This is a genomic window from Mesorhizobium sp. ES1-4 (genome assembly GCF_020164745.1).
Taxonomy (GTDB): domain Bacteria; phylum Pseudomonadota; class Alphaproteobacteria; order Rhizobiales; family Rhizobiaceae; genus Mesorhizobium.
Map to the genome: position 1 here is coordinate 180275 of NZ_JAIUGV010000005.1, position 18656 is coordinate 198930.

The following is an 18656-nucleotide window of genomic DNA, read 5'->3' on the forward strand; positions in this document are numbered from 1 at the left end:
GCTCCATGTTCGACGGATACATCATCTGCGGCACGCCCAGAACCGGCAGCACTCTGCTGTGCAAGCTGCTGGCGGCCACCGGAACGACCGGCGATCCCCACTCGTTCTACCGGCGGCAGGATGTGTCGGAGTGGGCCGAGGACTGGCGACTGCCCGCTCGCGGCACTATGGGTGAGCGTGACTTCGAATCTGCCTATCTCAACGCCGCGATCGGTGCCGGCAAGGGCGGTACTGAAATCTTCGGCATGCGCCTGATGCGGGAGAATCTGGACGAGCTTTCGACAATACTCGACCGGATTTTTCCCGGCCTTGCGTCGGACAAAGCCCGTTTCGAGAAGGCTTTTGGCCGTGTCCTCTACATACACCTGTCGCGCGAAAACAAGCTCGCGCAGGCTGTCTCCCTGGTCAAAGCACAGCAAACCGGTCTTTGGCATATCGCCCCGGACGGAAGCGAAATCGAAAGGGTGGGGCCTGCCAAGGAACCTCACTATGATTTCGAGCGCATCAAGGCTGAGCTCGAGGAGCTGGAAGCCTATGATGGAGCCTGGAATATCTGGTTCGCGCAACAGGGTATCGTTCCATTGCGGATCGGCTATGAGCGCCTTGCCGCCGAGCCGGCCGTGGAATTGCTGCGCATCTGCGAAGCGCTGAGCGTCCGTGCGCCGGATGCTGGGCATGTCAAGCCCGGCGTCGCCAAGCTCGCCGATGCGACAAGCCTGCACTGGATGCGCCGCTTTCATCAGGACGCAGACGTCTGAGGCGAGATGGGGTCAGGCCGTCTTGGCCACCACCGTCTCGCTGAGCCAGGTGCCGATCTTGGCACCGAGGCGATCGGGCGAAACGGGCTTGGGCAGGTAGTCGTCCATGCCGGCTGCGATGCATTTGTCGCGATCGCCCTTCAGCGCGTGCGCGGTGACGCCGATGATGGGGATGTGGTCGCCCGACGACGCCTCGATCGCCCGGATGGCGCGTGTCGCCTCATAGCCGTTCATTTCCGGCATCGAGACGTCCATCAGGACCAGCCTCGGATGCAGCGACCGGTACATCTCGACCGCGGTGCGGCCATTGCCGGCGATGCGGTAGCTCAGGCCGAGCCCATTGAGGATCTGGCCGAATACCATCTGGTTCACGTCATTGTCCTCGGCGATGAGGATGTCGATCGGGCTGTTCGCCGCAGCGGCCGATTCCGGCGCGGCGGCGACCGGCAGCGCCGGGCCGCGGATAACGGCGAAGGCGGCTGCCGTTGGCTGGGGCGACGACGGGACCGGCTCACGAATGAACCGCGCCTTGCCGACCTGCGAGCGCGCCTTCTGGATGACCGAGATGACCGTGCCGAGCAGGACCGCCGACCGCGCCGGCTTGGTCAGATGCGCCGATATGCCGAAGTCGATGATCATCTTGCCGAAATCGACCTGGTCGACGGAGGTCAGGATCACGACTGGGATGGCGGACAGCCGGCTGTCGGCGGCGATTGCGCGGGCAACATCGGCGCCGTTCATGCCAGGCATCTGATAGTCGAGGATGATGCAGTCGACGCTGGCGCCGAGTTGGCAAGCGCGATCGAGGAAGGCAAGGCCCATCGCACCGCTTTCGGCGGCGGCGCAGTCGAAGCTCCAGCTTCTGAGCTGCTCGAGCAGGATCTCTCGGTTGATCGGATTGTCGTCGATGACGAGCACGCGCGCGCCGGTGACATCCACCGGCACGATCGCGTCTCGCGCCTCGGCGCGGTGCACGGGCAGCGGCACGGCGAACCAGAAGACGGAACCGCGGCCGATCTCGCTCTCGACGCCGATCTTGCCGGCCATCAGGTCGACGAGACGAGCGGCGATGGCGAGCCCAAGGCCGGTGCCTTCGTGGCGACGGGTCGACGAGCCATCGACCTGGGCGAATTTCTCGAACACGTTCTGCAATTTCTCGGCCGGGATGCCGATGCCGGTGTCCTCGACGCGCAGCTTGAGCTGGACGACGTCGTTGACGGTTTCGCCGCCGACATCGATCAGCACATGGCCCTTCTCGGTGAATTTCACAGCGTTGCCGACCAGGTTGGTGACGATCTGCCGGAAGCGGCCGGCATCGCCGACGACATAGGCCGGCAGCCTGGGGTCGACACGCACGATGAGCTCCAGGTTCTTCTCGGCGACGCGCGCCGAGACGAGCGTCGCCACATCCTCCACCGCTTCCGAGAGGCGGAAAGGGGCAGGGTCGAGCGTCAGCTGCCCGGCATTGATCTTCGAGAAGTCGAGGATGTCGTTGATGATGGTGAGCAGCGCGTTGCCCGATTTGACGATGACGTCGGTGAAGGTCTTCTGGCGTGGGTTCAGCTCGGTCTTGGCCAGCAATTCGGCCATGCCGAGCACGCCGTTCATCGGCGTGCGAATCTCGTGGCTCATATTGGCCAGGAATTCCGACTTGGCACGGTCGGCGGCCTCGGCCTTGAACAAGGATTCGGCCGACTGGGCAAAGGCGCGACGGATCGCCAGTTCCATCGGCCGGAATATCCAGAAGGCGACGATGGCCAGGACGGCAAACAACAGGCCGCTCGCCCACAATAGCAGCCGGTCGCTGGAGGCGTCCGCCAGCTGGCGTTCATTGTCCATGGCGGTGCGGACACGCACCAGCATGGGCTGGACGAACAGGTCGTTCTGGTTGCGGATTTCGCGAGGGCTCCATTCATCGGTCTTCTGTGCCACCGACATCAGATTGAGGTTGCGAACCATGTCACGCGGCGACCAGAACAAGTCGCCATTGACGGAAGCGGCAGCGAGTTCGTCGATGGTGTTGGCGGACAGGCGGTCATGTATCGCGGCGAGTTGGGCGGTCAGTGTCTCGATCTCGCCGGTCAGACGCTCGGAATGGCCGCGCGCCGAAGCCGTCAGCGCACCGCGCGTCTCGATCCGCCAGGCGGAACTGGTTGTCTCGGCGAAGCTGGTGGCGTTGCGCAGGTCGCGGGTGAAAACGACGAGGTTGCTGCCCAGCGCGTCGATCTCATGGCGAAAGGAATTGACACGATTGAGCGCAACCATGACGGCGGCTGAAGCCAGCGCGAAAACCAGCAATCCTGAGAGATAACGTATCCGGACGGACCGAATGAAGGAAGAATATTCCGGCATGCGCAACCCCAACACATACGCAGTATTTTAACGGTCGGGATTACGCTTCATTTACATTAACATTTCGTTGGCACGACCACAGATGCACCGAGCAACCCTGTATCGCCCGCCGTCAGCTTTTACGGGTCGCCACGAAGGTCGCGGCGGCCTTCAGCAGGGCCGCCTTCTCGCCATAGGGTTCCAGCAGCGTGTGCGCCTGGCCGACGAGACCGTCGAGCTGCTTGCGCGCCCAGTTCGCGCCATGCAGCGCCACCAGCGTGCCCTTGCCGGCGGCGGCATCCTTGCCGGTCGCCTTGCCCATCTGGCTGGCGTTGGCGGTCAGGTCGAGCAGGTCGTCGGCAAGCTGGAAGGCAAGGCCGATCGCTGAGCCGAACTCGGCCAGCCTTTCGCGGTCATCCGATTGCGCGCCAGCCAGGATTGCACCCGCCTCGCAGGCGAAGCGGATCAGCGCGCCGGTCTTCATGGCCTGCAGCCGGATGATGCCGGCCTCGTCCGGTCGCGCCTGCTCGGCTTCGAGATCGAGCTTCTGACCGCCGACCATGCCACCGGCCCCGGCGGCGCGGGCAAGCGCCAGCACCAATGCGGCCCGGCGCTCCGCCGGCAGCGCGGTCGCTTCGCCGGCGAGAATATCGAAAGAAAGGGTCAGCAGTGCGTCGCCGGCCAGGATGGCGGTGGCCTCGTCGAAGGCCTTGTGCACGGTCGGCTGGCCGCGGCGCAGATCATCGTCGTCCATCGCCGGCAGGTCGTCGTGGATGAGCGAATAGCAATGCACGCATTCGAGCGCCGCCGCGACGCGCAGCGCCGCCTCGCCGTCGGCCGAAAACAGCGCCGCACTTTCCATCACCAGGAAGGGGCGCAGGCGCTTGCCGCCATTCAGCACACCATGGCGCATCGCCGCCATCAGGCGATCGGGCCGCGCGATCTCGCCCGAAAGCGGGCGGTCGTCGAGCAACCGGCGCAGCATCACCTCGACGGCGGCCGCGCGTCTGATGAGCGCCATTTCGAACGCCATTTCGTCGTCATTCGTCATGGCCGGGACCGGTAGCGGACACTCAGACGTTGCGCAAGAAGGCAAGCGCCATTATGCCGGAGCGGAAAGAGCCCGTTTGGAAACTCACCTCCTGCGGTCATCTGAAGGCGTTTTCCGGGGTTCCGGTGCTCACGTACTTGATGTGCGTTCCGCTCCGGTTCCCGAAAACACCATCATTTGGCTCGCTGGAACGAGTTTCGAAACGCGCTCCGTGGCACGGGTTGGGCGGCTTGGCGGAACCGATCGTCGATCATGAGACCGAAAAGCTGGACATGGCGACGAGATCGCGCGGCGTGAACCGCCGCGGTCTCAGGCGCTGGGTCCGGCGTGGCATCGTCGTGGCCGCCGTGCTGGCGCTTGTCCCGGTGGTGCTGACCTTTCTCTATCTGCCCTCCTTCGTGCATCCGGTGTCGACGTTGATGCTGAAGGATCTGGCGACCTTCTCCGGCTACGACCGGCGCTGGGTTTCCATCGATGACGTGGCGCCCGTGCTCGCGCATTCGGTGATCATGTCGGAGGACGGGCAGTTCTGCTTCCACCGCGGCGTCGACCTCGGCGAACTCAGGGGCGTCGTCGACGACGCGCTGGCCGGCGAGGCGACGCGCGGCGCCTCGACCATCACCATGCAGACGGTGAAGAACCTCTTCCTCTGGTCGCGGCCGCTGGCCTCGGTGCGCAAGGTCGTCGAACTGCCGCTGGCCGTCTATTTCGACGCGGTGATGTCGAAACGGCGCATCATGGAGATCTATCTCAACATCGCCGAATGGGGCCCGGGCATCTACGGCATCGAGGCGGCGGCGCAGCACCATTTCGGCATTTCGGCAAAGCAGTTGTCGCGCCGGCAGGCGGCCCTTCTCGCTGTCACCCTGCCCAATCCGATCGCCCGCAATCCGGCAAAACCCGGCCCTGGCCTCAGACGGCTCGCCAATCTGATCGAGCGGCGCGCCGGCCGCTCAGGGGCCTATGTCGGCTGCCTCGAATAGAGTGTGTCGATGTTCAGGCGATGCCGCCCTGCAAACGGCGGATATCCCCGCCTCCGGTGGTCACGGACGTTCCGCTCGGGTTCTCGGCATCCACCATTTCCGGCTCGGCCTGACCTGAACCTCAACGCAGTCCGGCATGGCCGCTGAAAAAAAATCACGGCAGTGCTGGCCAAAGCGGCGTCAGGCGTGTATAGGCACCCGACTTTCTCAGATTTAGGCCCCGACATGGCCCTTTCACGAGGGCGGGCGGGGCTTTTGACCATGTAGTGGAGCATATCCATGGCCGTTCCGAAACGCAAAACCTCTCCGTCCAAGCGCGGCATGCGCCGCTCGGCCGACGCCCTCAAGGCCCCGACCTATGTCGAGGACAAGAATTCCGGCGAAATGCGCCGCCCGCACCACATCGACCTGAAGACCGGCATGTATCGCGGTCGCCAGGTGCTGACGCCCAAGGAAAGCTGAGCCCAGCTTCCAAGGCTTTGAGTTGCAAAAGACCGGCCTCTGGCCGGTCTTTTTGCGTTTGGTGACGCCGTGCGTGCCGGCTATTTCAAGCGCTAAGCTTCTGTCTCTCGTTTTCCACGGCCGGGCAACCGGCTGACATGGTTGTTGCATCCGGTCTTCGACCGTGTTTGCGGCCGCGCACGAAAAATCTTGACGTCGCGCCTGCGGAGCCTTCTACAGAAGGTGCCCCCACATGGAGACGCCAGATGTTCGGTGCCGTCCCGCTTTTGATCGTGCCTTTCGTGCTCTACAATCTCGGCCTGCTCGGAATATTCGGCGGCGGCGACGATCCATGGGCGAGCGAGGTGTTCTCGTTCAGGATGATGTCGGGCGGGGTGTTCTCGATGACGCTCGGCGACCTGATGGTGCTGATCGGGCTGATCTTCCTGTTCCTCGAAATGGTGAAGTCGGCGCGTACGACCACGGCTTCGATCATGGACCATCTTCTGTCGACGCTCGTCTTCGTCGCTTTCCTGGTCGAATTCCTGCTGGTCAAGGGTGCGGCGCACTCCATCTTCTTCACGTTGATGATCATTGCGCTGTTCGACGTGCTGGCCGGGTTCGCCGTGTCGATGCGGTCGGCCAGCCGCGACATCAATTTCAATTAGGATGCGTTGATATTCAGGTGATGCCGGCCTGCGAACGGCGGTCTCCTGCGCTTCCGGTGCTCACGTACCCAAACGTACGCTCCGCTCCGGTTCTCGGAGCCCACCATTCTCGGCTCGGCCTGACCCGAATCTCAACACATCCTAGACCGAAGCCTCAGCCCGGATCGGCGGTGAAGCCGGCGGCCTCGATGCCGGCGATGGCGGCTGCCTCGTCATTGTCCGACGTGTCGCCGGAAATGCCGACGGCACCGACAACAGTGCCGTCCGTGTCCCGGATCAGCACGCCGCCGACGACCGGCAGCACGCGTCCCCCCGACACGTCGGAAATCCCGGCAACCAGATGCGGACGCTCCTTGGCGAAGGCCTCGACCTTGCGCGAGCCCATGCCGATGGCCAGCGCGCCGTAGGCCTTGCCGGCCGACATTTGCGGGCGCAGGAACGAAGCGCCGTCCTGGCGTTGGAAGGCGACAAGGTGCCCGCCGGCGTCGAGCACAGAGACGCCGAGGGGCTTGAGCTTGAGATCGGCGCCCCTGGCGAAGGCGGCATTGATGATCTCGACGGCTTTTTCGAGCGACAGCGCGGTCATGGCAATCTCCTGTTGAACAGCTCAATCATCGGCGGCCAGCCGGACGAGGCAATCCCGGTTTCGCATGAAAGTGCTTCCCGTGAAGGAGCGGGATGAAGGCGCGCCTATCCGCTGGTGCCACGACTTCTCGATTCAGAGTGAGGAATTGGCGGACAGGCCGGGGGCGTTACTTCTTCTTGGCGCGGGCCGGCTTCTTGGCGGGTGCGGCAGGCGTGTTGGCCAGATCTTCGGCTTCCTTGGCGAGCCGCAGCGCCCGCAGCTTGTCGGTCTTGGCCTTGCGCGCGTCGCTCTCGGCGACGTACTCGGCCATGGCCTTCTGACGGACTGTCGCCGCCTCTTCCTGCTTCTTGAAGCGCAGATCGGCACGCGCGCGGGCAGTGTCCCTAGAGTTCTCAACCAAGAGTCTATCCAATCCCGTCACGTGTGATTTCCGTCTCTTGTAGCAGAGCCGGCCTTTCAACGGGGAAAATAGTTGGTCAGGCGGCGGGGCTGACGTAAGCGGCCTTTTCGGCAACCACCGCTTCATAGGCGGCCCGCAGCGTCGCGCGAACAGAAGGGCCGCACGTTTCATCGAGGGGTGTACCGAGGTGCTCATGGCGCAACTCGGCCATGAATTTCTCCCACAGTGGCGGTCCGCCCTTTTCCAGGAGCTCCGCGCGGATCGAGAGTTCCTCGCTCGTCGGCAGCCAGATGCGGCCCCAGGCGCCGAGATGGGCCAGGATGGGAACCAGCGTGATGGCCATCTCGGTCAGGCTGTAGATCGCCTTCTGCTTGTGACTGGGGTCGTGCGCCTTGGTCAGCATGCCAAGCTCCATCAGCCGCTTCAACCGGTCGGCGAGAATGTTGGAGGCAATGCCTTCCATCGATCCATTGAGCAATTCGCGGAAATGGCGCCTGCCGCCGAAAATCATGTCGCGCAGGATGATCAGACTCCAGCGGTCGCCGAACACCTCGAGCGAGAGGTTGATCGGGCAGCCGGACCGGCGATCGAGGGGCATTCGCATCTCTCCACAAAACCAGTTGCATTATCGTATCGGTTTTACTATCGTGCAACCGATTGCGAAATGCAATCAGAAACGGGAGCCATGAAATGACCACCAGAGACAGTCCCGACATCGTATCTGAAACCCTGGGCGATCCGGCGAATCCCGCGCTGCTCCTGATCATGGGCGCGATGGCCTCGATGCTGTGGTGGCCGGAGGCGTTTTGCCGGAACCTGGCGGATGCCGGCCTCTACGTGATCCGATACGACAATCGCGACACCGGCCGGTCGACCAAATATCCGGTGGGACAGCCGCCCTACACTTTCGACGACATGGCCGACGACGCGATTGCCGTTCTCGACAGCCACGGCATCGGCAAGGCGCATGTCGCGGGCATGTCGATGGGCGGCATGATCGCGCAGCTCGTCGCGCTCAGGCATCCCTTACGCGTCGCTTCGCTGACCGTGATCAGCAGTTCGCCGGTGGGGATCGACACTTCGCATCTGCCGCGGACAACCGACGCCTATCTGGAGCATTCGGCAGACGGGGCCAAGGTCGACTGGGGGGACCGCCGTCAGGTCATCGACTTCATGGTCGGGGATGCGCGGGCGATCGCCAGCACAGCCCATTCGTTCGACGAGGCCAAGATGAGAGCGTTCATCGAACGGGATTATACCAGGTCCAACGGCTTCCTGAGCGCCACCAATCATTTCATGCTCGGGGGCACCGACCAGTGGACGGGTCGCCTGCACGAGATGAAAGCGCCGTTGCTGGTCATCCACGGCACGTCGGACCCGATCTTTCCGGTCGAGCATGGCGAGGCCCTGGCCCAAGCTATTGCCGGCGCGAAGCTTCTTCGTGTCGAAGGCGGCGGTCACGAACTGCATCCGGACGACTGGCCTGATCTGGAAGCCGCCATCGTCGCGCACGTCCGATCCAACCGAGACTTCGCTTGTGAGGCTTGACGAGCGAGGCTTGCCGAAATAGTTAAGTAAACGCTTCAGTGTTGGCACAAAAACAGACGAGCCCAAGAATGTCCCTGACCCTGCATTTCCACCCGCTGGCCTCCTTCTGCTGGAAGCCGCTGATCGCGCTCTACGAGAACGCCACGCCTTTCGCGCCTGTCATCGTCGATCTCGGCGACGAGCAATCGCGCGCGGCCTTCCTGGAGATTTCGCCGACCGGCAAGATGCCGGCGCTGCGCGACGAAGCGCGCGAGCGCACGGTGCTGGAATCGACCATAGTCGTGGAATACGTGGCGGCACACTATCCAGGACCGGTCGACCTCGTGCCGGCCGACATCGATCTGGCGCTGGCGGTCCGCCAGGCCGACCGCTTCTACGATTTCTACGTCCAGGAGCCGATGCAGAAGATCGTCGGCGACAGGTTGCGGCCGCAGGACAAGACCGACCCGTTCGGTGTCGAGCAGGCGCGGGCTCAGTTGCGCAATTCCTACGCCATCATCGAACAGGAGATGCAGTCGAGACAATGGGCTGTCGGCGATGCCTTCACCCTGGCCGATTGCGCGGCGTCCCCCGCACTCTTCTACGCCAACAAGGTCGAGCCTTTCGGCGAAAAATATCCGGTCGTGAAGCGCTATCACGACCGCCTGCTGCAGCGTTCCGCCTTTGCCCGCGTCATCGAGGAGGCGCAGCCCTACTTCAAGCTCTTTCCCTACAACAACGGCTGACCGCGATGCTGCACGATCCCGCCCAGCTCGACCTGATGTTCCAGGCGCTCGCCGATCCGGCGCGGCGGCAGATGGTCGACCGGCTGTCGCGTGGCCCTGCATCGGTCAGCCAGTTGGCCGAGCCGCTGGCGATGTCGCTGTCGGCCGTCGTCCAGCACCTCAACCTACTGGAGGCGAGCGGCCTGGTGCGCACGCGGAAGGTCGGACGGGTGCGCACCTGCCAGATCGAGCCGAAGGCGCTGCGAGCGGCCGAGCACTGGATCAACGAGCGGCGTCTCTCGTGGGAGCGCCGGCTGGATCGGCTCGGCGATTTCCTGGCCGAGGGCTAGAGAGGAAGCTTCCATGTCAAAGTCCAAATCCGAGTTGGTGCGCGGCTATTTCGCCGCCTTTCAGGCCGGTGACCGCGCCGTGATGGAAGCCGCGCTGGCCAACGATTTCACCTTCACCAGCCCCTATGACGACGCCATAGGCCGCGCCGCCTACTTCGTGCGCTGCTGGCCGAACGGCAAGCTGTTTCGTTCAATCACGGTCGAGCGGGTCTGCGAGGACGGCGACGCGGTCTTCGTCCTCTACCGTGGCGAGACATCGGACGGCAAAAGCTTCCGCAACACCGAACTCCACCGCTTCCTGGGCGACCAGCTACACAGTGTCGAGGTCTATTTCGGCGCCGCCTGGAAGGACGGCGTCTTCATCCCCCAGCAATAGCCGGATTCACGCATGATCCCGAAGACCGGCCTACAGTTTCGGGGTCACGCTCCGGGTAATTCAATCCACCGAGGAAGGTTTCATGACCGAACGATCCGTTGTCCATTCCACCTTTGTCGTCGAGAGGACCTATCCGGTGGCTCCGGCGAAAGTCTTCGCCGCGTTCAGCAACCCGGATTCCAAGCGGCGATGGTTCGTCGATCCCCATGACCCGACGCCCAGCCGGCATGAAATGGACTTCCGCGTCGGCGGCAGGGAGGTCAATGCCGGCTGCCCGAGCGATGGGCAAATGCATTTCTTCAACGCGGTCTATCAAGACATCGTGCCGGACCAGCGCATCGTCTACAGCTATGAGCTGCTGTTCGGCGAAACGCGCGTCTCGGTGTCGCTGGCGACAATCGAATTTATGGCGGAAGGCGGCGGCACGCGGCTGGTGATGACAGAGCAGGGCGCCTTCCTCGACGGCCACGACACCTCAGCCACGCGCGAGCACGGAACGGGCGAACTGCTCGACGCGCTCGGCGCCTTCGTGAATTCGCAGTCCTGACCGGCAGGTCGGCTGTCGCGGGGAGGAATGGTCAAGCTTCCCAGAATTGATCGAGCCAGATGTTGAGTTTCAGGAAGCCGGAATTGCTCACCCTATAGACACGCCGCGTGCCTTCAGCCTTGGCGTTGACCAGACCGGCGTCGAGCAAGACTTTCAGATGCTGCGACACGGCCGGACGGGAGACTGGCAGCCCGGCCGCCAATTCGTTGACGGTCTTCGGACCGCGTCGAAGTTCTTCCAGAAGATGGCGCCGATTGGGGTCGGCGATCGCCATGAAGGCGTCGGAAAACATCATATTTCATTTGTGAGGCAAAGTTTTTCAAATCTCAACTGTTTGCTTCTGCTTTTCTTCTCGGATCGAGCCGCAATGCTTCAGGGGTCACCGAACGGTCGGCCGGCTGCGTCTTGAAGGCGTCGCGATCCTCGATCGGCACGGGAGCGCGGCGGCTGATGCGCAGCAGCGTGTAGCCAGCCAGGGACAGATGCGCGAAGGCGGTCGCGAGGAACAGGCCCTCCGGGCGCATCCAGCCCATCAGGGCGGCGGCCAGCAACGGCCCGATCATAGTGCCGAAGCCGTAAAGCAGCAGCAGCCCGCCCGAGACCTTGACGAAATCCTCGGAACGCGCGTGGTCGTTGGCATGCGCCACGGCGATCGAATAGAGCGTATAGGCGAAAGCGCCGTAGGCGGCGGTGAAGACGAGGACGAAGACCGCGGAGCGCGGCTCGAACAGGAAGATGAGAAGCGCAAACAGTGCCGCGCCGAAGGCGGCACCGGCGAGCACGAAGCGGCGGTCGGTCTTGTCGGAGAGGCGCCCGGCCGGAAGCTGCATGGCGGCGCCGGCGACCACGACAAGGCTCATCATCAAGGCGATCTCAGCCGTGGAGATGCCGATGCGGGCACCGTAGACCGCGCCAAGCGTACCCCAGGCGCCGTTGGCGATGCCGATCAAGAGGCAGGCGATCGCCGACACCGGCGAGTTGGCGTACAGCCCCTTGACATCGAGCTTGACGTCCTGAAGCGGCTTCGGATGCGAGGCCGTCGAAACCGCGGTTGGGATCAGCGACAGGCAGAACAGGATGCCGGTGATCATGAACAGCGAGGCGGATTTCACATCGCCGCCGGCGACGATCATCTGTCCTCCCATGATCGAGGCATAGGTGACCATCATATAGAGGCCGAAGACAGTGCCACGGTTCTCATTGGTGGCCTTCTCGTTCAGCCAGCTCTCGATGACCATGAAGGCGCCGGCCATAGTGAAACCGGTGAAGGCGCGCAGCAGGATCCAGACATATTCGTCGATGACCAGACCCGTCAGCAGCGCCACGATGGCGCCGGACGCGGCAAAGGCGCCGAAGGCGCGCACATGCCCGGCGCGGCGCACGATGCGTGGCGCAAAGAAGCAGCCCGTGACGAAGCCGCCCGCCCACGCCGTGCCCATCAGGCCGAGCGAGGCGGTCGAGAACCCTTCCACCTGACCGCGCAAGGGCAACAGCAGCCCGTGCAGTCCCGATGCCGCCAGGAGGAAGGCGGTGCCGCGAAGCAGGGAAAGGATCGGTCGGTAGGCTGCGAGCATTTTTTGATCCGGCTGGACTGGAAGGGACGCAGGTTTGAAGACAGTCGCATTCGGGCTTTTCGGCGGCGGACGGTCGCCCGGCGAATTATCCGCGGCGGAACAGCGCCTCGGCAGCCGACTTGGTGTTGTCCTTGGTCTTGAGTTCGGCCTCCAGCCGGATGATCTCGTCGCGCAGGATGCCAATGCGCTCGGACAGATCTCCGACGGAAAGCAGCGACAGGTCTTGCCCGATCTCGTGCGGGCGCGCCTTCTTCTTGGGTTCGTCGTCGAAGATCGCCATTGCCGCTCCTCCTCCGCCAGACCAGATTGGCCATTTGCCTGATTTGGCAATCAGCATACATAGGGCAGGGGCATCGATGCAAACAGCCGATAGAGCCGGCGAGAAAAGACGGGAAACTTCATGGCGAGCGGACAGAGAATTCCGGCACGGATGGCGGCGATCGCGATCTCGGAGCCGGGCGGGCCCCGGGTGCTGAAGCCGGAAACGCGCGACGTTCCGGTGCCGAGTCCTGGCGAAATCCTGATCAAGGTCCATGCCGCCGGCGTCAATCGGCCCGACGTGCTGCAGCGCAAAGGCGCCTATCCGCCGCCGCCCGGCGCATCGGACCTGCCCGGTCTCGAGGTATCTGGAGAAGTGGCAGCCCTCGGCGACGGGATATCGCGCTGGCGCATTGGCGACAGGGTCTGTGCACTGACGCCGGGCGGCGGCTATGCCGAATATGCCAGGGTTCATGCAGGCAGCGTGCTGCCGCTGCCGGCGGGCTTCACCCACACGGAAGCGGCGGCGGTGCCGGAGAACTACTTCACGGTCTGGCACAATGTGTTCGAGCGCGGCGGGCTGAAGAAGGGTGAGACACTGCTCGTCCACGGCGGCTCGTCCGGCATCGGCACCACGGCGATCCAACTCGCCTCGGCCTTCGGCGCCTATGTCATCACCACCGCCGGCAGCAAAGAGAAATGCGACGCCTGCCTGAAGCTCGGCGCCGACCGCGCGATCAACTACCGCGAGCAGGATTTCGTCACGGCTGTGAAAGAGGCGACGGGCGGCAAGGGCGCCGACGTCATCCTCGACATGGTCGGCGGCGACTATGTCCAGCGAAACTACGAGGCCGCTGCGATCGAGGGCCGCATCGTGCAGATCGCGGTACAGGCAGGGGCTGTCGCGAGCGCCGATTTTTCCAGAATCATGGTCAAGCGGCTGACCCATACGGGTTCGACGCTGAGGCCGCGCACCGTCGAGTTCAAGGCGGCGATCGCGGCGGCACTGGAGGCGCAAGTGTGGCCCCTGCTGGGCTCGCGCAAGGTCGCTCCGGTCATGGACATGATCTATCCGCTCGCCGATGCCTGGCGGGCGCATGAACGCATGGAGGAGGGCGAGCATATCGGCAAGATCGTGCTCGACGTCGGCTAGGCCGCGTCGATTCGGGGTGAGGCCGGCCTGCAAACTGCCTCACCTCAATCTCGGCCGGTTGTGGGGCTTGCGCGCCCTGCCTAGAAGATGAACAGAGGCTTAATGGTGCAATGCAGCATTTGCATCATTGCTATGCAAAATCGGCCGTTCAAGTCCCGTTCGAAGATGACTATTTGAGCATCACCGAAACGAACCCAATTCAGGAGGACTACCATGAACCCGATCCGCGCTTTCCGTAACTGGCGCATGTACAACGAGACCGTTCGCGAACTGAACCGCCTCAACGCGCGTCAGCTCAGCGACCTCGGCATCAACCGCGGCGACATCGAGAGGATTGCCCGTCAGGCAATCTGATTGCAAGCGCGGCCTGCCGCAAGGCAGGGCCGCAATACAGAGCCGCCGCAGACGCTTGTCGTCGCCGGTTCCGAACCCGCTGGACCCTGTCCGGCGGGTTTTGTCTTTTTGGGGGCAGAATAGCGGCGGAGACAATCGCACCGTCCCGACCGGCGCCGGGCAGGCTGGCCTCTATTTCGGCAAGGCATCTTGGCGCCCGAGAGCGTTGCTCAAGAGCACGGAACCGTTCCGATAATCGCCGGTTCGCTGTTTCTGGCGGGCTTCTCCAAAAACATTGCGAAACAGCCAGGGAACGGTTATATAGGCCGCGAATTTCCCATTTTGGTGGCTCTAAACCACCGCCCGCGCGGGAACGCGGGCGAACGAGAAGGATTTTTGTACATGGCCAACACGCTGCTGATGCCCAAGGCGACCGCCGTCTGGCTGGTCGACAACACCGCGCTTTCCTTCGAGCAGATCGCACAGTTCTGCGGGCTGCATCCGCTCGAGGTCAAGGCGATCGCCGACGGCGAATCAGCGCAAGGCATCAAGGGCATGGACCCGATCATGACCGGCCAGCTGACCCGCGACGAGATCGCGCGCGCCGAGAAAGACCCGAACCAGCGCCTGAAGCTCTCCGACCCCAAGGTGCGGGTGCCGGAATCCAAGCGCAAGGGTCCGCGCTACACGCCGCTGTCGAAGCGTCAGGACCGGCCGAATGCGATCCTGTGGCTGGTGCGCAACCATCCCGAACTCAAGGACGCGCAGATTTCGCGCCTCGTCGGCACCACGAAGTCGACGATCGAGCAGATCCGCGAACGCAAGCACTGGAATTCGGCCAACCTGCAGCCGATGGACCCGGTGACGCTCGGCCTCGCCTCGCAGATCGACCTCGACATGGAAGTGAACCGCGCCTCGCGTGGCCGTGAGCAGGCGCCGCCGGTCGGCGACACGCTGCTTCCGGCGGCATTGACGGAGCGGCTGGTGCCGGCGCCAGAGAAACCGAAGGACGAGGACGCGGAACTCGACGCCAGCGCCGTGTTCGCCAAGCTGTCGGCCCTGAAGTCGAAGGATACCGACACGGGCGAGGAGGAATAGCATCGGCTCTTCCTTCTCCCCTTGGGGGAAGGAAGGACCGTCAGCTTCGCGCCGCGCGGTCCGGCGCCATGCCATAGTCCTCGCTGCGCTCCACCGCCCGGTAGAAATCGGCAAGCTGCTTGCCGCGTTCGGGCTTGAAGATGCGGCCGGCGATGACCACCGAGGCAATGCGGTCGATGCGGAAAGCGCGGAAATCATCGCGCATCTCGCACCAGGCGACCAGCGTCCACACCTTGCCCCAGAACCACAGGCCGAGCGGCCTGATGTCACGCGCGGTGCCGCGGCCGGCCTCGTCACAGTAGTCGATAGTCAATACCTGGCGTTTCTCGACCGCTCGCTCGATCAGGTCGATCGCCTCGCGGGCGGCGTCGCTGACCACCCACATGGGCGTGTGGATCTCGGTGCGGGCGATGCGGTCCTTTTCTGCATCGGGCAGAACGGCACCGATCTTGACCAGCGCCTCGTCGGCGGCCCGCGCCATGGCAGCGCCGCCAAAGGCGCGCACCATGCGGGCGCCGGCAACCAGCGCCACGATCTCGTCACGCGTGAACATCAGCGGCGGAAGGTCGAAACCCTCCCTCATCATGTAGCCAACGCCAGCCTCGCCGTCGATCGGCACGCCCGTCGACTGCAGGTCGGCTATGTCGCGGTAAATGGTTCGCTCGGAAACCTCGAGCCACGTGCCGAGCTTCTGGGCGGTAACCAGGCGGCCACCACGCAGATGCTGCACGATCTGAAAGAGCCTGTCGGCGCGGCGCATCGTTTGCTTCCCCAGTGTCTTTCCTACGCATGCCGTGGCTCCCGGACCGGATCCACTTCCACATGGCATGCATTATGGCTTCAGCCCCTCGCGCTTGCGCTGCGTGGCAACGAATTCCGCGCCGAAGGACAATTTACGCGTTGTCGGCGTCTTCGCATCGAGCACGCGCCAGAAAGGTGCGATGTCGCTCAGCGTCATGCCGCGCTCAAGGTCCTCCCTGGCGGCCTCGGCGACCGTGCGCAGATGATAGCCTATGGTGACCGGGCATGTCACTTCGGCGCCGTGCTCGATGGCAAGGGCGGTCCGTAGAGCGCGAACATCCATCTCGACGCCTTTGGGAATCGAGCGAATGAAATCGTCGACCTGGCGAGCGGTCGGCACCAGCATCGGCTGGCCCTCGATGACATCTCCCATCGTGCGCGGCGTTGGTTTCACGCCGTTGATGCCTGGTGTGTTCAGCCTGTCGTTCCAACTCTTCATAGATCGTCCTTTCGGCCGGCCGTGCGCAACATCCACCATCGCACGAGGCTCCTGACAACATACTGTCAGGAGCCTTCAGCATACCCCTTGGCGAACAACGCCCGCATCTGCGCGACATCGCTGCTTTTTCGGGATAGAGCGTCTGTAGAAAGGCAAGAGCGAATGTGCCGGGTGCCGAACCCGGCGCGGAAACGATCTTGCCGTCGGCCACGGCATGCGGCACGTCCTGATAATTGTTATCGCCAGCATAGCCGGCTTCGTGGCCATTGATCCAGTCACGGCCATTGCTGGTATGCCTGGCTTTTTCGAACAGCCCGGCCCGGGCCAGCGCCAGCGTCCCGGCGCAGATACCGCCTATGACGCCGCCGCGCGACGCGACTGCAGTGAGCAGTTCGGCCGCATCCGGCGGCGCCTTGCCAGCCCACTGATCCGAGCCGATGACGGCGACAGCATCGAGATCGGTGTTCTCACCGGCTTTCACCGAGCGGTCCGGCGCCAACCGAAAACCGCTAATTCCCGTCACCGGCTTGCCGTCAGGCGTCAGCGACACGGCTTGGGCGCCGAACCATTCGACCGCCGAGGCCGCCAGCAGCCCATATTCCCAATCAGCAAAACCTTCGATGAACAGGAAGCCGATTCTCTTCTGATCGGGCATAAGCTCGCTCCATCCCTCGCGCGCGGTCTCATTTCACGCGTGTCGTACCCCCGAAACGGGCCACTTTGGGCGACACGCATTGGTATCTGGGCGTTGACGCATCCGCATCCAACTGCTGCGTCGAATTTTTTATCTCAATTGCCGCGAAGGCGACGGTCGGCATACATGTCCGGCCAGCCGATATCCTTGCGGATGTCGGCGGGAAGCGAGTTCATGAAGCGCTGCGTGCGGATCTCATTGCGCATGGTCCGCACCTTGCCGACATAGTGCTGCATGCCGCGCAGAATGGTAAAACCGTTCATGGATATTCTCCTCTCTCTAACCGCAGGCAGTATCGCATACCCCTGCTGACAGCAGTCTGTCAGGAGGATGGGAGGGCGCGCGACGATGATCCGTTCGGCGTGTGTCCTGACGGAAAGCGTTGTTTTTCGCTGCATGGCGCGATGCCGCCGCGGCAGGTCCGACTGTCGCCAACTGTTCACCAGTAAGGCACCAATCCAGGCAGCATTGTTCATCGTGTGATGACGGACTGTTGGGATAATCGGCCTTCAGTGAAGGGACCGCACTTCTGATATGAAAGGAGAAAATTGTTCCCCAAAATAGCTAAAAAGGGAGGCGACCATGAGCTTGCAACTGACAGGAATCCACCATCTGACCGCAATCACCGCCAATGCACCGGGCAATCTTCATTTCTACACCAAGGTGCTGGGCCTGCGGCTGGTCAAGAAGACTGTGAACCAGGACGATACCTCGGCCTACCACCTCTTCTATGCCGACGGCGAGGCAACGCCGGGCACCGATCTCACCTTCTTCGACTGGCCGGTTGGCCGCGAACGGCGCGGCACCCACAGCATCGCGCGGACCAGCCTCCGGGTCGGCAGCCGGGAGAGCCTTGGCTGGTGGAAGCAGCATCTGGCCGGCGAGGGCGTCGTGACAGGGGAGATTGCCGATATAGGCGGCTACCCGTCACTGGATTTGGAAGATCCCGAAGGCCAGCGTCTGCGGCTCGTCAACGATGGCGGCGGGGGCGGTAGCCATCCCTGGGCGCAAAGCCCGGTGCCGGCCGAGCATCAGATTCGCGGGCTCGGGCCGATCGTCATCAGTGTCCCCGACATCACCAACACCGAGGCGGTGCTGACCAAGGTGATGAACATGCGCGAAGTCCGCGACTATGCCTCGCCGGATGGCGAGGGCCAGGTCCACGTCTTCGAGATGGGCGCGGGCGGGCCGGCAGCGGAGCTTCATGTTGCCGTCCAGCCTGGCCTGGCACCAGCGCGGCAAGGCGCCGGTGCGGTCCATCATGTTGCCTTCAGGGCGCCTGACCAGGAGACGCTGCATCAATGGACAGCGCGCCTGGCCGAATTCCGGCTGCCGTCGAGTGGCGAGGTCGAGCGCTATTACTTCCGCTCGCTCTATTTTCGCGAGCCGAACGGCATCCTGTTCGAGATCGCCACGGACGGGCCGGGGTTCACCGCCGACGAGCCGCTGGAGACGCTGGGCGAAAGCCTTGCCCTGCCGCCTTTCCTCGAAGCAAAACGCGCTTCGATCGAGGCCGGCCTCAAGCCGCTGAGGTAAATCGTTCCCTGGGAGGCAGCGCCGCGT

Annotated in this window: 23 protein-coding genes and 2 pseudogenes; 13 read left to right on the top strand and 12 right to left on the bottom strand. The window is 63.6% G+C overall.

Features of this window, described 5'->3' with window-relative positions:
- Positions 1-5 precede the first annotated feature (5 nt).
- Positions 6-758, top strand: coding sequence for a Stf0 family sulfotransferase (locus LB556_RS11445; RefSeq protein ID WP_224567025.1), 753 nt, complete (start codon positions 6-8; stop codon positions 756-758).
- A gap of 12 nt (positions 759-770) precedes the next feature.
- On the opposite strand, the gene LB556_RS11450 is transcribed toward LB556_RS11445, so the two are convergent.
- Positions 771-3110 carry a response regulator gene (locus LB556_RS11450; protein ID WP_224567027.1) on the bottom strand — a complete coding sequence of 780 codons (2340 nt, stop codon included), beginning with the start codon at positions 3108-3110 and terminating at the stop codon, positions 771-773.
- A 112-nt stretch (positions 3111-3222) separates the two neighbouring features.
- Complete coding sequence (locus LB556_RS11455; RefSeq protein WP_224567029.1) at positions 3223-4140, bottom strand: polyprenyl synthetase family protein; 918 nt, start codon at positions 4138-4140, stop codon at positions 3223-3225.
- 221 nt (positions 4141-4361) lie between these two features.
- Here LB556_RS11455 and LB556_RS11460 point away from each other — a divergent pair, with 221 nt between their 5' ends.
- From LB556_RS11460 to LB556_RS11470, 3 genes are all read left to right on the top strand, one after another.
- The gene (locus LB556_RS11460) at positions 4362-5123 is read left to right on the top strand and encodes a biosynthetic peptidoglycan transglycosylase (protein ID WP_224567031.1); all 762 of its coding nucleotides are present in this window, start codon (positions 4362-4364) and stop codon (positions 5121-5123) included.
- A 279-nt stretch (positions 5124-5402) separates the two neighbouring features.
- Positions 5403-5585, top strand: a complete 183-nt coding sequence (gene rpmF, locus LB556_RS11465) for a 50S ribosomal protein L32 (RefSeq protein WP_008834724.1) — start codon at positions 5403-5405, stop codon at positions 5583-5585.
- Between the two features lie 245 nt (positions 5586-5830).
- On the top strand, positions 5831-6232 hold the full coding sequence (locus tag LB556_RS11470) for a hypothetical protein (RefSeq protein WP_224567033.1): 402 nt from the start codon (positions 5831-5833) through the stop codon (positions 6230-6232).
- A 154-nt stretch (positions 6233-6386) separates the two neighbouring features.
- On the opposite strand, the gene LB556_RS11475 is transcribed toward LB556_RS11470, so the two are convergent.
- From LB556_RS11475 to LB556_RS11485, 3 genes are all read right to left on the bottom strand, one after another.
- Entirely contained in the window at positions 6387-6818 is a 432-nt protein-coding gene (locus tag LB556_RS11475; RefSeq protein ID WP_224567035.1) for a GlcG/HbpS family heme-binding protein, read from the bottom strand.
- A 166-nt stretch (positions 6819-6984) separates the two neighbouring features.
- Positions 6985-7218 (bottom strand): hypothetical protein, encoded by a 234-nt coding sequence (locus tag LB556_RS11480; RefSeq protein WP_135863133.1) that lies wholly within the window; start codon positions 7216-7218, stop codon positions 6985-6987.
- A gap of 76 nt (positions 7219-7294) precedes the next feature.
- Positions 7295-7816: a winged helix-turn-helix transcriptional regulator gene (locus LB556_RS11485; RefSeq protein WP_224567037.1), complete on the bottom strand. Its 522-nt coding sequence runs from the start codon at positions 7814-7816 to the stop codon at positions 7295-7297.
- 92 nt (positions 7817-7908) lie between these two features.
- Here LB556_RS11485 and LB556_RS11490 point away from each other — a divergent pair, with 92 nt between their 5' ends.
- The 5 genes from LB556_RS11490 to LB556_RS11510 all read left to right on the top strand — a co-directional run bounded on the left by LB556_RS11490 (position 7909) and on the right by LB556_RS11510 (position 10743).
- The gene (locus LB556_RS11490) at positions 7909-8766 is read left to right on the top strand and encodes an alpha/beta fold hydrolase (RefSeq protein WP_224567039.1); all 858 of its coding nucleotides are present in this window, start codon (positions 7909-7911) and stop codon (positions 8764-8766) included.
- Between the two features lie 68 nt (positions 8767-8834).
- A complete protein-coding gene (locus tag LB556_RS11495) occupies positions 8835-9491 on the top strand; it encodes a glutathione S-transferase family protein (protein WP_224567041.1) in 657 nt (218 codons plus the stop codon).
- A gap of 5 nt (positions 9492-9496) precedes the next feature.
- The gene (locus LB556_RS11500) at positions 9497-9820 is read left to right on the top strand and encodes an ArsR/SmtB family transcription factor (protein ID WP_224567043.1); all 324 of its coding nucleotides are present in this window, start codon (positions 9497-9499) and stop codon (positions 9818-9820) included.
- 13 nt (positions 9821-9833) lie between these two features.
- Positions 9834-10196: a nuclear transport factor 2 family protein gene (locus tag LB556_RS11505; RefSeq protein ID WP_224567045.1), complete on the top strand. Its 363-nt coding sequence runs from the start codon at positions 9834-9836 to the stop codon at positions 10194-10196.
- Between the two features lie 82 nt (positions 10197-10278).
- The gene (locus LB556_RS11510) at positions 10279-10743 is read left to right on the top strand and encodes an SRPBCC family protein (protein WP_224567047.1); all 465 of its coding nucleotides are present in this window, start codon (positions 10279-10281) and stop codon (positions 10741-10743) included.
- Between the two features lie 31 nt (positions 10744-10774).
- Here LB556_RS11510 and LB556_RS11515 read toward each other — a convergent pair whose 3' ends face one another.
- The 3 genes and pseudogenes from LB556_RS11515 to LB556_RS11525 form a co-directional block, all read right to left on the bottom strand.
- Positions 10775-11038 (bottom strand): ArsR/SmtB family transcription factor, encoded by a 264-nt coding sequence (locus LB556_RS11515; protein ID WP_224567049.1) that lies wholly within the window; start codon positions 11036-11038, stop codon positions 10775-10777.
- A 31-nt stretch (positions 11039-11069) separates the two neighbouring features.
- Positions 11070-12329, bottom strand: a pseudogene (locus LB556_RS11520) (MFS transporter); the annotation flags it as partial.
- A gap of 73 nt (positions 12330-12402) precedes the next feature.
- Entirely contained in the window at positions 12403-12597 is a 195-nt protein-coding gene (locus tag LB556_RS11525; protein WP_224567051.1) for a DUF1192 domain-containing protein, read from the bottom strand.
- 120 nt (positions 12598-12717) lie between these two features.
- Here LB556_RS11525 and LB556_RS11530 point away from each other — a divergent pair, with 120 nt between their 5' ends.
- The 3 genes from LB556_RS11530 to LB556_RS11540 all read left to right on the top strand — a co-directional run bounded on the left by LB556_RS11530 (position 12718) and on the right by LB556_RS11540 (position 15159).
- Positions 12718-13728 (top strand): NAD(P)H-quinone oxidoreductase, encoded by a 1011-nt coding sequence (locus LB556_RS11530; RefSeq protein ID WP_224567054.1) that lies wholly within the window; start codon positions 12718-12720, stop codon positions 13726-13728.
- A 213-nt stretch (positions 13729-13941) separates the two neighbouring features.
- On the top strand, positions 13942-14082 hold the full coding sequence (locus LB556_RS11535) for a DUF1127 domain-containing protein (protein WP_013892619.1): 141 nt from the start codon (positions 13942-13944) through the stop codon (positions 14080-14082).
- Between the two features lie 381 nt (positions 14083-14463).
- Positions 14464-15159, top strand: coding sequence for a DUF1013 domain-containing protein (locus tag LB556_RS11540; protein ID WP_224567056.1), 696 nt, complete (start codon positions 14464-14466; stop codon positions 15157-15159).
- A gap of 40 nt (positions 15160-15199) precedes the next feature.
- Here the strand turns inward: LB556_RS11540 and LB556_RS11545 are convergent, their stop codons facing one another.
- From LB556_RS11545 to LB556_RS11560, 4 genes and pseudogenes are all read right to left on the bottom strand, one after another.
- Entirely contained in the window at positions 15200-15919 is a 720-nt protein-coding gene (locus tag LB556_RS11545; protein WP_140760859.1) for a helix-turn-helix transcriptional regulator, read from the bottom strand.
- A 72-nt stretch (positions 15920-15991) separates the two neighbouring features.
- Entirely contained in the window at positions 15992-16399 is a 408-nt protein-coding gene (locus LB556_RS11550; RefSeq protein WP_224567058.1) for a hypothetical protein, read from the bottom strand.
- Between the two features lie 65 nt (positions 16400-16464).
- A pseudogene (locus tag LB556_RS11555) lies at positions 16465-17054 on the bottom strand (DJ-1/PfpI family protein).
- A 134-nt stretch (positions 17055-17188) separates the two neighbouring features.
- Positions 17189-17356 carry a hypothetical protein gene (locus LB556_RS11560; protein ID WP_140613532.1) on the bottom strand — a complete coding sequence of 56 codons (168 nt, stop codon included), beginning with the start codon at positions 17354-17356 and terminating at the stop codon, positions 17189-17191.
- A 319-nt stretch (positions 17357-17675) separates the two neighbouring features.
- On the opposite strand from LB556_RS11560, the gene LB556_RS11565 reads away from it, so the two are divergent.
- Positions 17676-18629: a ring-cleaving dioxygenase gene (locus tag LB556_RS11565; RefSeq protein ID WP_224567060.1), complete on the top strand. Its 954-nt coding sequence runs from the start codon at positions 17676-17678 to the stop codon at positions 18627-18629.
- The last annotated feature ends 27 nt before the right edge of the window (positions 18630-18656 follow it).

Excerpts from the sequence above, each read along its gene's own strand:
- LB556_RS11445 (WP_224567025.1), top strand. The coding sequence starts at position 6 with ATGTTCGACGGATACATCATCTGCGGCACGCCCAGAACCGGCAGCACT.
- LB556_RS11450 (WP_224567027.1), bottom strand. The coding sequence starts at position 3,110 with ATGCCGGAATATTCTTCCTTCATTCGGTCCGTCCGGATACGTTATCTC.
- LB556_RS11455 (WP_224567029.1), bottom strand. The coding sequence starts at position 4,140 with ATGACGAATGACGACGAAATGGCGTTCGAAATGGCGCTCATCAGACGC.
- rpmF (WP_008834724.1), top strand. The coding sequence starts at position 5,403 with ATGGCCGTTCCGAAACGCAAAACCTCTCCGTCCAAGCGCGGCATGCGC.
- LB556_RS11470 (WP_224567033.1), top strand. The coding sequence starts at position 5,831 with ATGTTCGGTGCCGTCCCGCTTTTGATCGTGCCTTTCGTGCTCTACAAT.
- LB556_RS11475 (WP_224567035.1), bottom strand. The coding sequence starts at position 6,818 with ATGACCGCGCTGTCGCTCGAAAAAGCCGTCGAGATCATCAATGCCGCC.
- LB556_RS11485 (WP_224567037.1), bottom strand. The coding sequence starts at position 7,816 with ATGCCCCTCGATCGCCGGTCCGGCTGCCCGATCAACCTCTCGCTCGAG.
- LB556_RS11490 (WP_224567039.1), top strand. The coding sequence starts at position 7,909 with ATGACCACCAGAGACAGTCCCGACATCGTATCTGAAACCCTGGGCGAT.
- LB556_RS11495 (WP_224567041.1), top strand. The coding sequence starts at position 8,835 with ATGTCCCTGACCCTGCATTTCCACCCGCTGGCCTCCTTCTGCTGGAAG.
- LB556_RS11500 (WP_224567043.1), top strand. The coding sequence starts at position 9,497 with ATGCTGCACGATCCCGCCCAGCTCGACCTGATGTTCCAGGCGCTCGCC.
- LB556_RS11505 (WP_224567045.1), top strand. The coding sequence starts at position 9,834 with ATGTCAAAGTCCAAATCCGAGTTGGTGCGCGGCTATTTCGCCGCCTTT.
- LB556_RS11510 (WP_224567047.1), top strand. The coding sequence starts at position 10,279 with ATGACCGAACGATCCGTTGTCCATTCCACCTTTGTCGTCGAGAGGACC.
- LB556_RS11515 (WP_224567049.1), bottom strand. The coding sequence starts at position 11,038 with ATGATGTTTTCCGACGCCTTCATGGCGATCGCCGACCCCAATCGGCGC.
- LB556_RS11525 (WP_224567051.1), bottom strand. The coding sequence starts at position 12,597 with ATGGCGATCTTCGACGACGAACCCAAGAAGAAGGCGCGCCCGCACGAG.
- LB556_RS11530 (WP_224567054.1), top strand. The coding sequence starts at position 12,718 with ATGGCGAGCGGACAGAGAATTCCGGCACGGATGGCGGCGATCGCGATC.
- LB556_RS11535 (WP_013892619.1), top strand. The coding sequence starts at position 13,942 with ATGAACCCGATCCGCGCTTTCCGTAACTGGCGCATGTACAACGAGACC.
- LB556_RS11540 (WP_224567056.1), top strand. The coding sequence starts at position 14,464 with ATGGCCAACACGCTGCTGATGCCCAAGGCGACCGCCGTCTGGCTGGTC.
- LB556_RS11545 (WP_140760859.1), bottom strand. The coding sequence starts at position 15,919 with ATGCGCCGCGCCGACAGGCTCTTTCAGATCGTGCAGCATCTGCGTGGT.
- LB556_RS11550 (WP_224567058.1), bottom strand. The coding sequence starts at position 16,399 with ATGAAGAGTTGGAACGACAGGCTGAACACACCAGGCATCAACGGCGTG.
- LB556_RS11560 (WP_140613532.1), bottom strand. The coding sequence starts at position 17,356 with ATGAACGGTTTTACCATTCTGCGCGGCATGCAGCACTATGTCGGCAAG.
- LB556_RS11565 (WP_224567060.1), top strand. The coding sequence starts at position 17,676 with ATGAGCTTGCAACTGACAGGAATCCACCATCTGACCGCAATCACCGCC.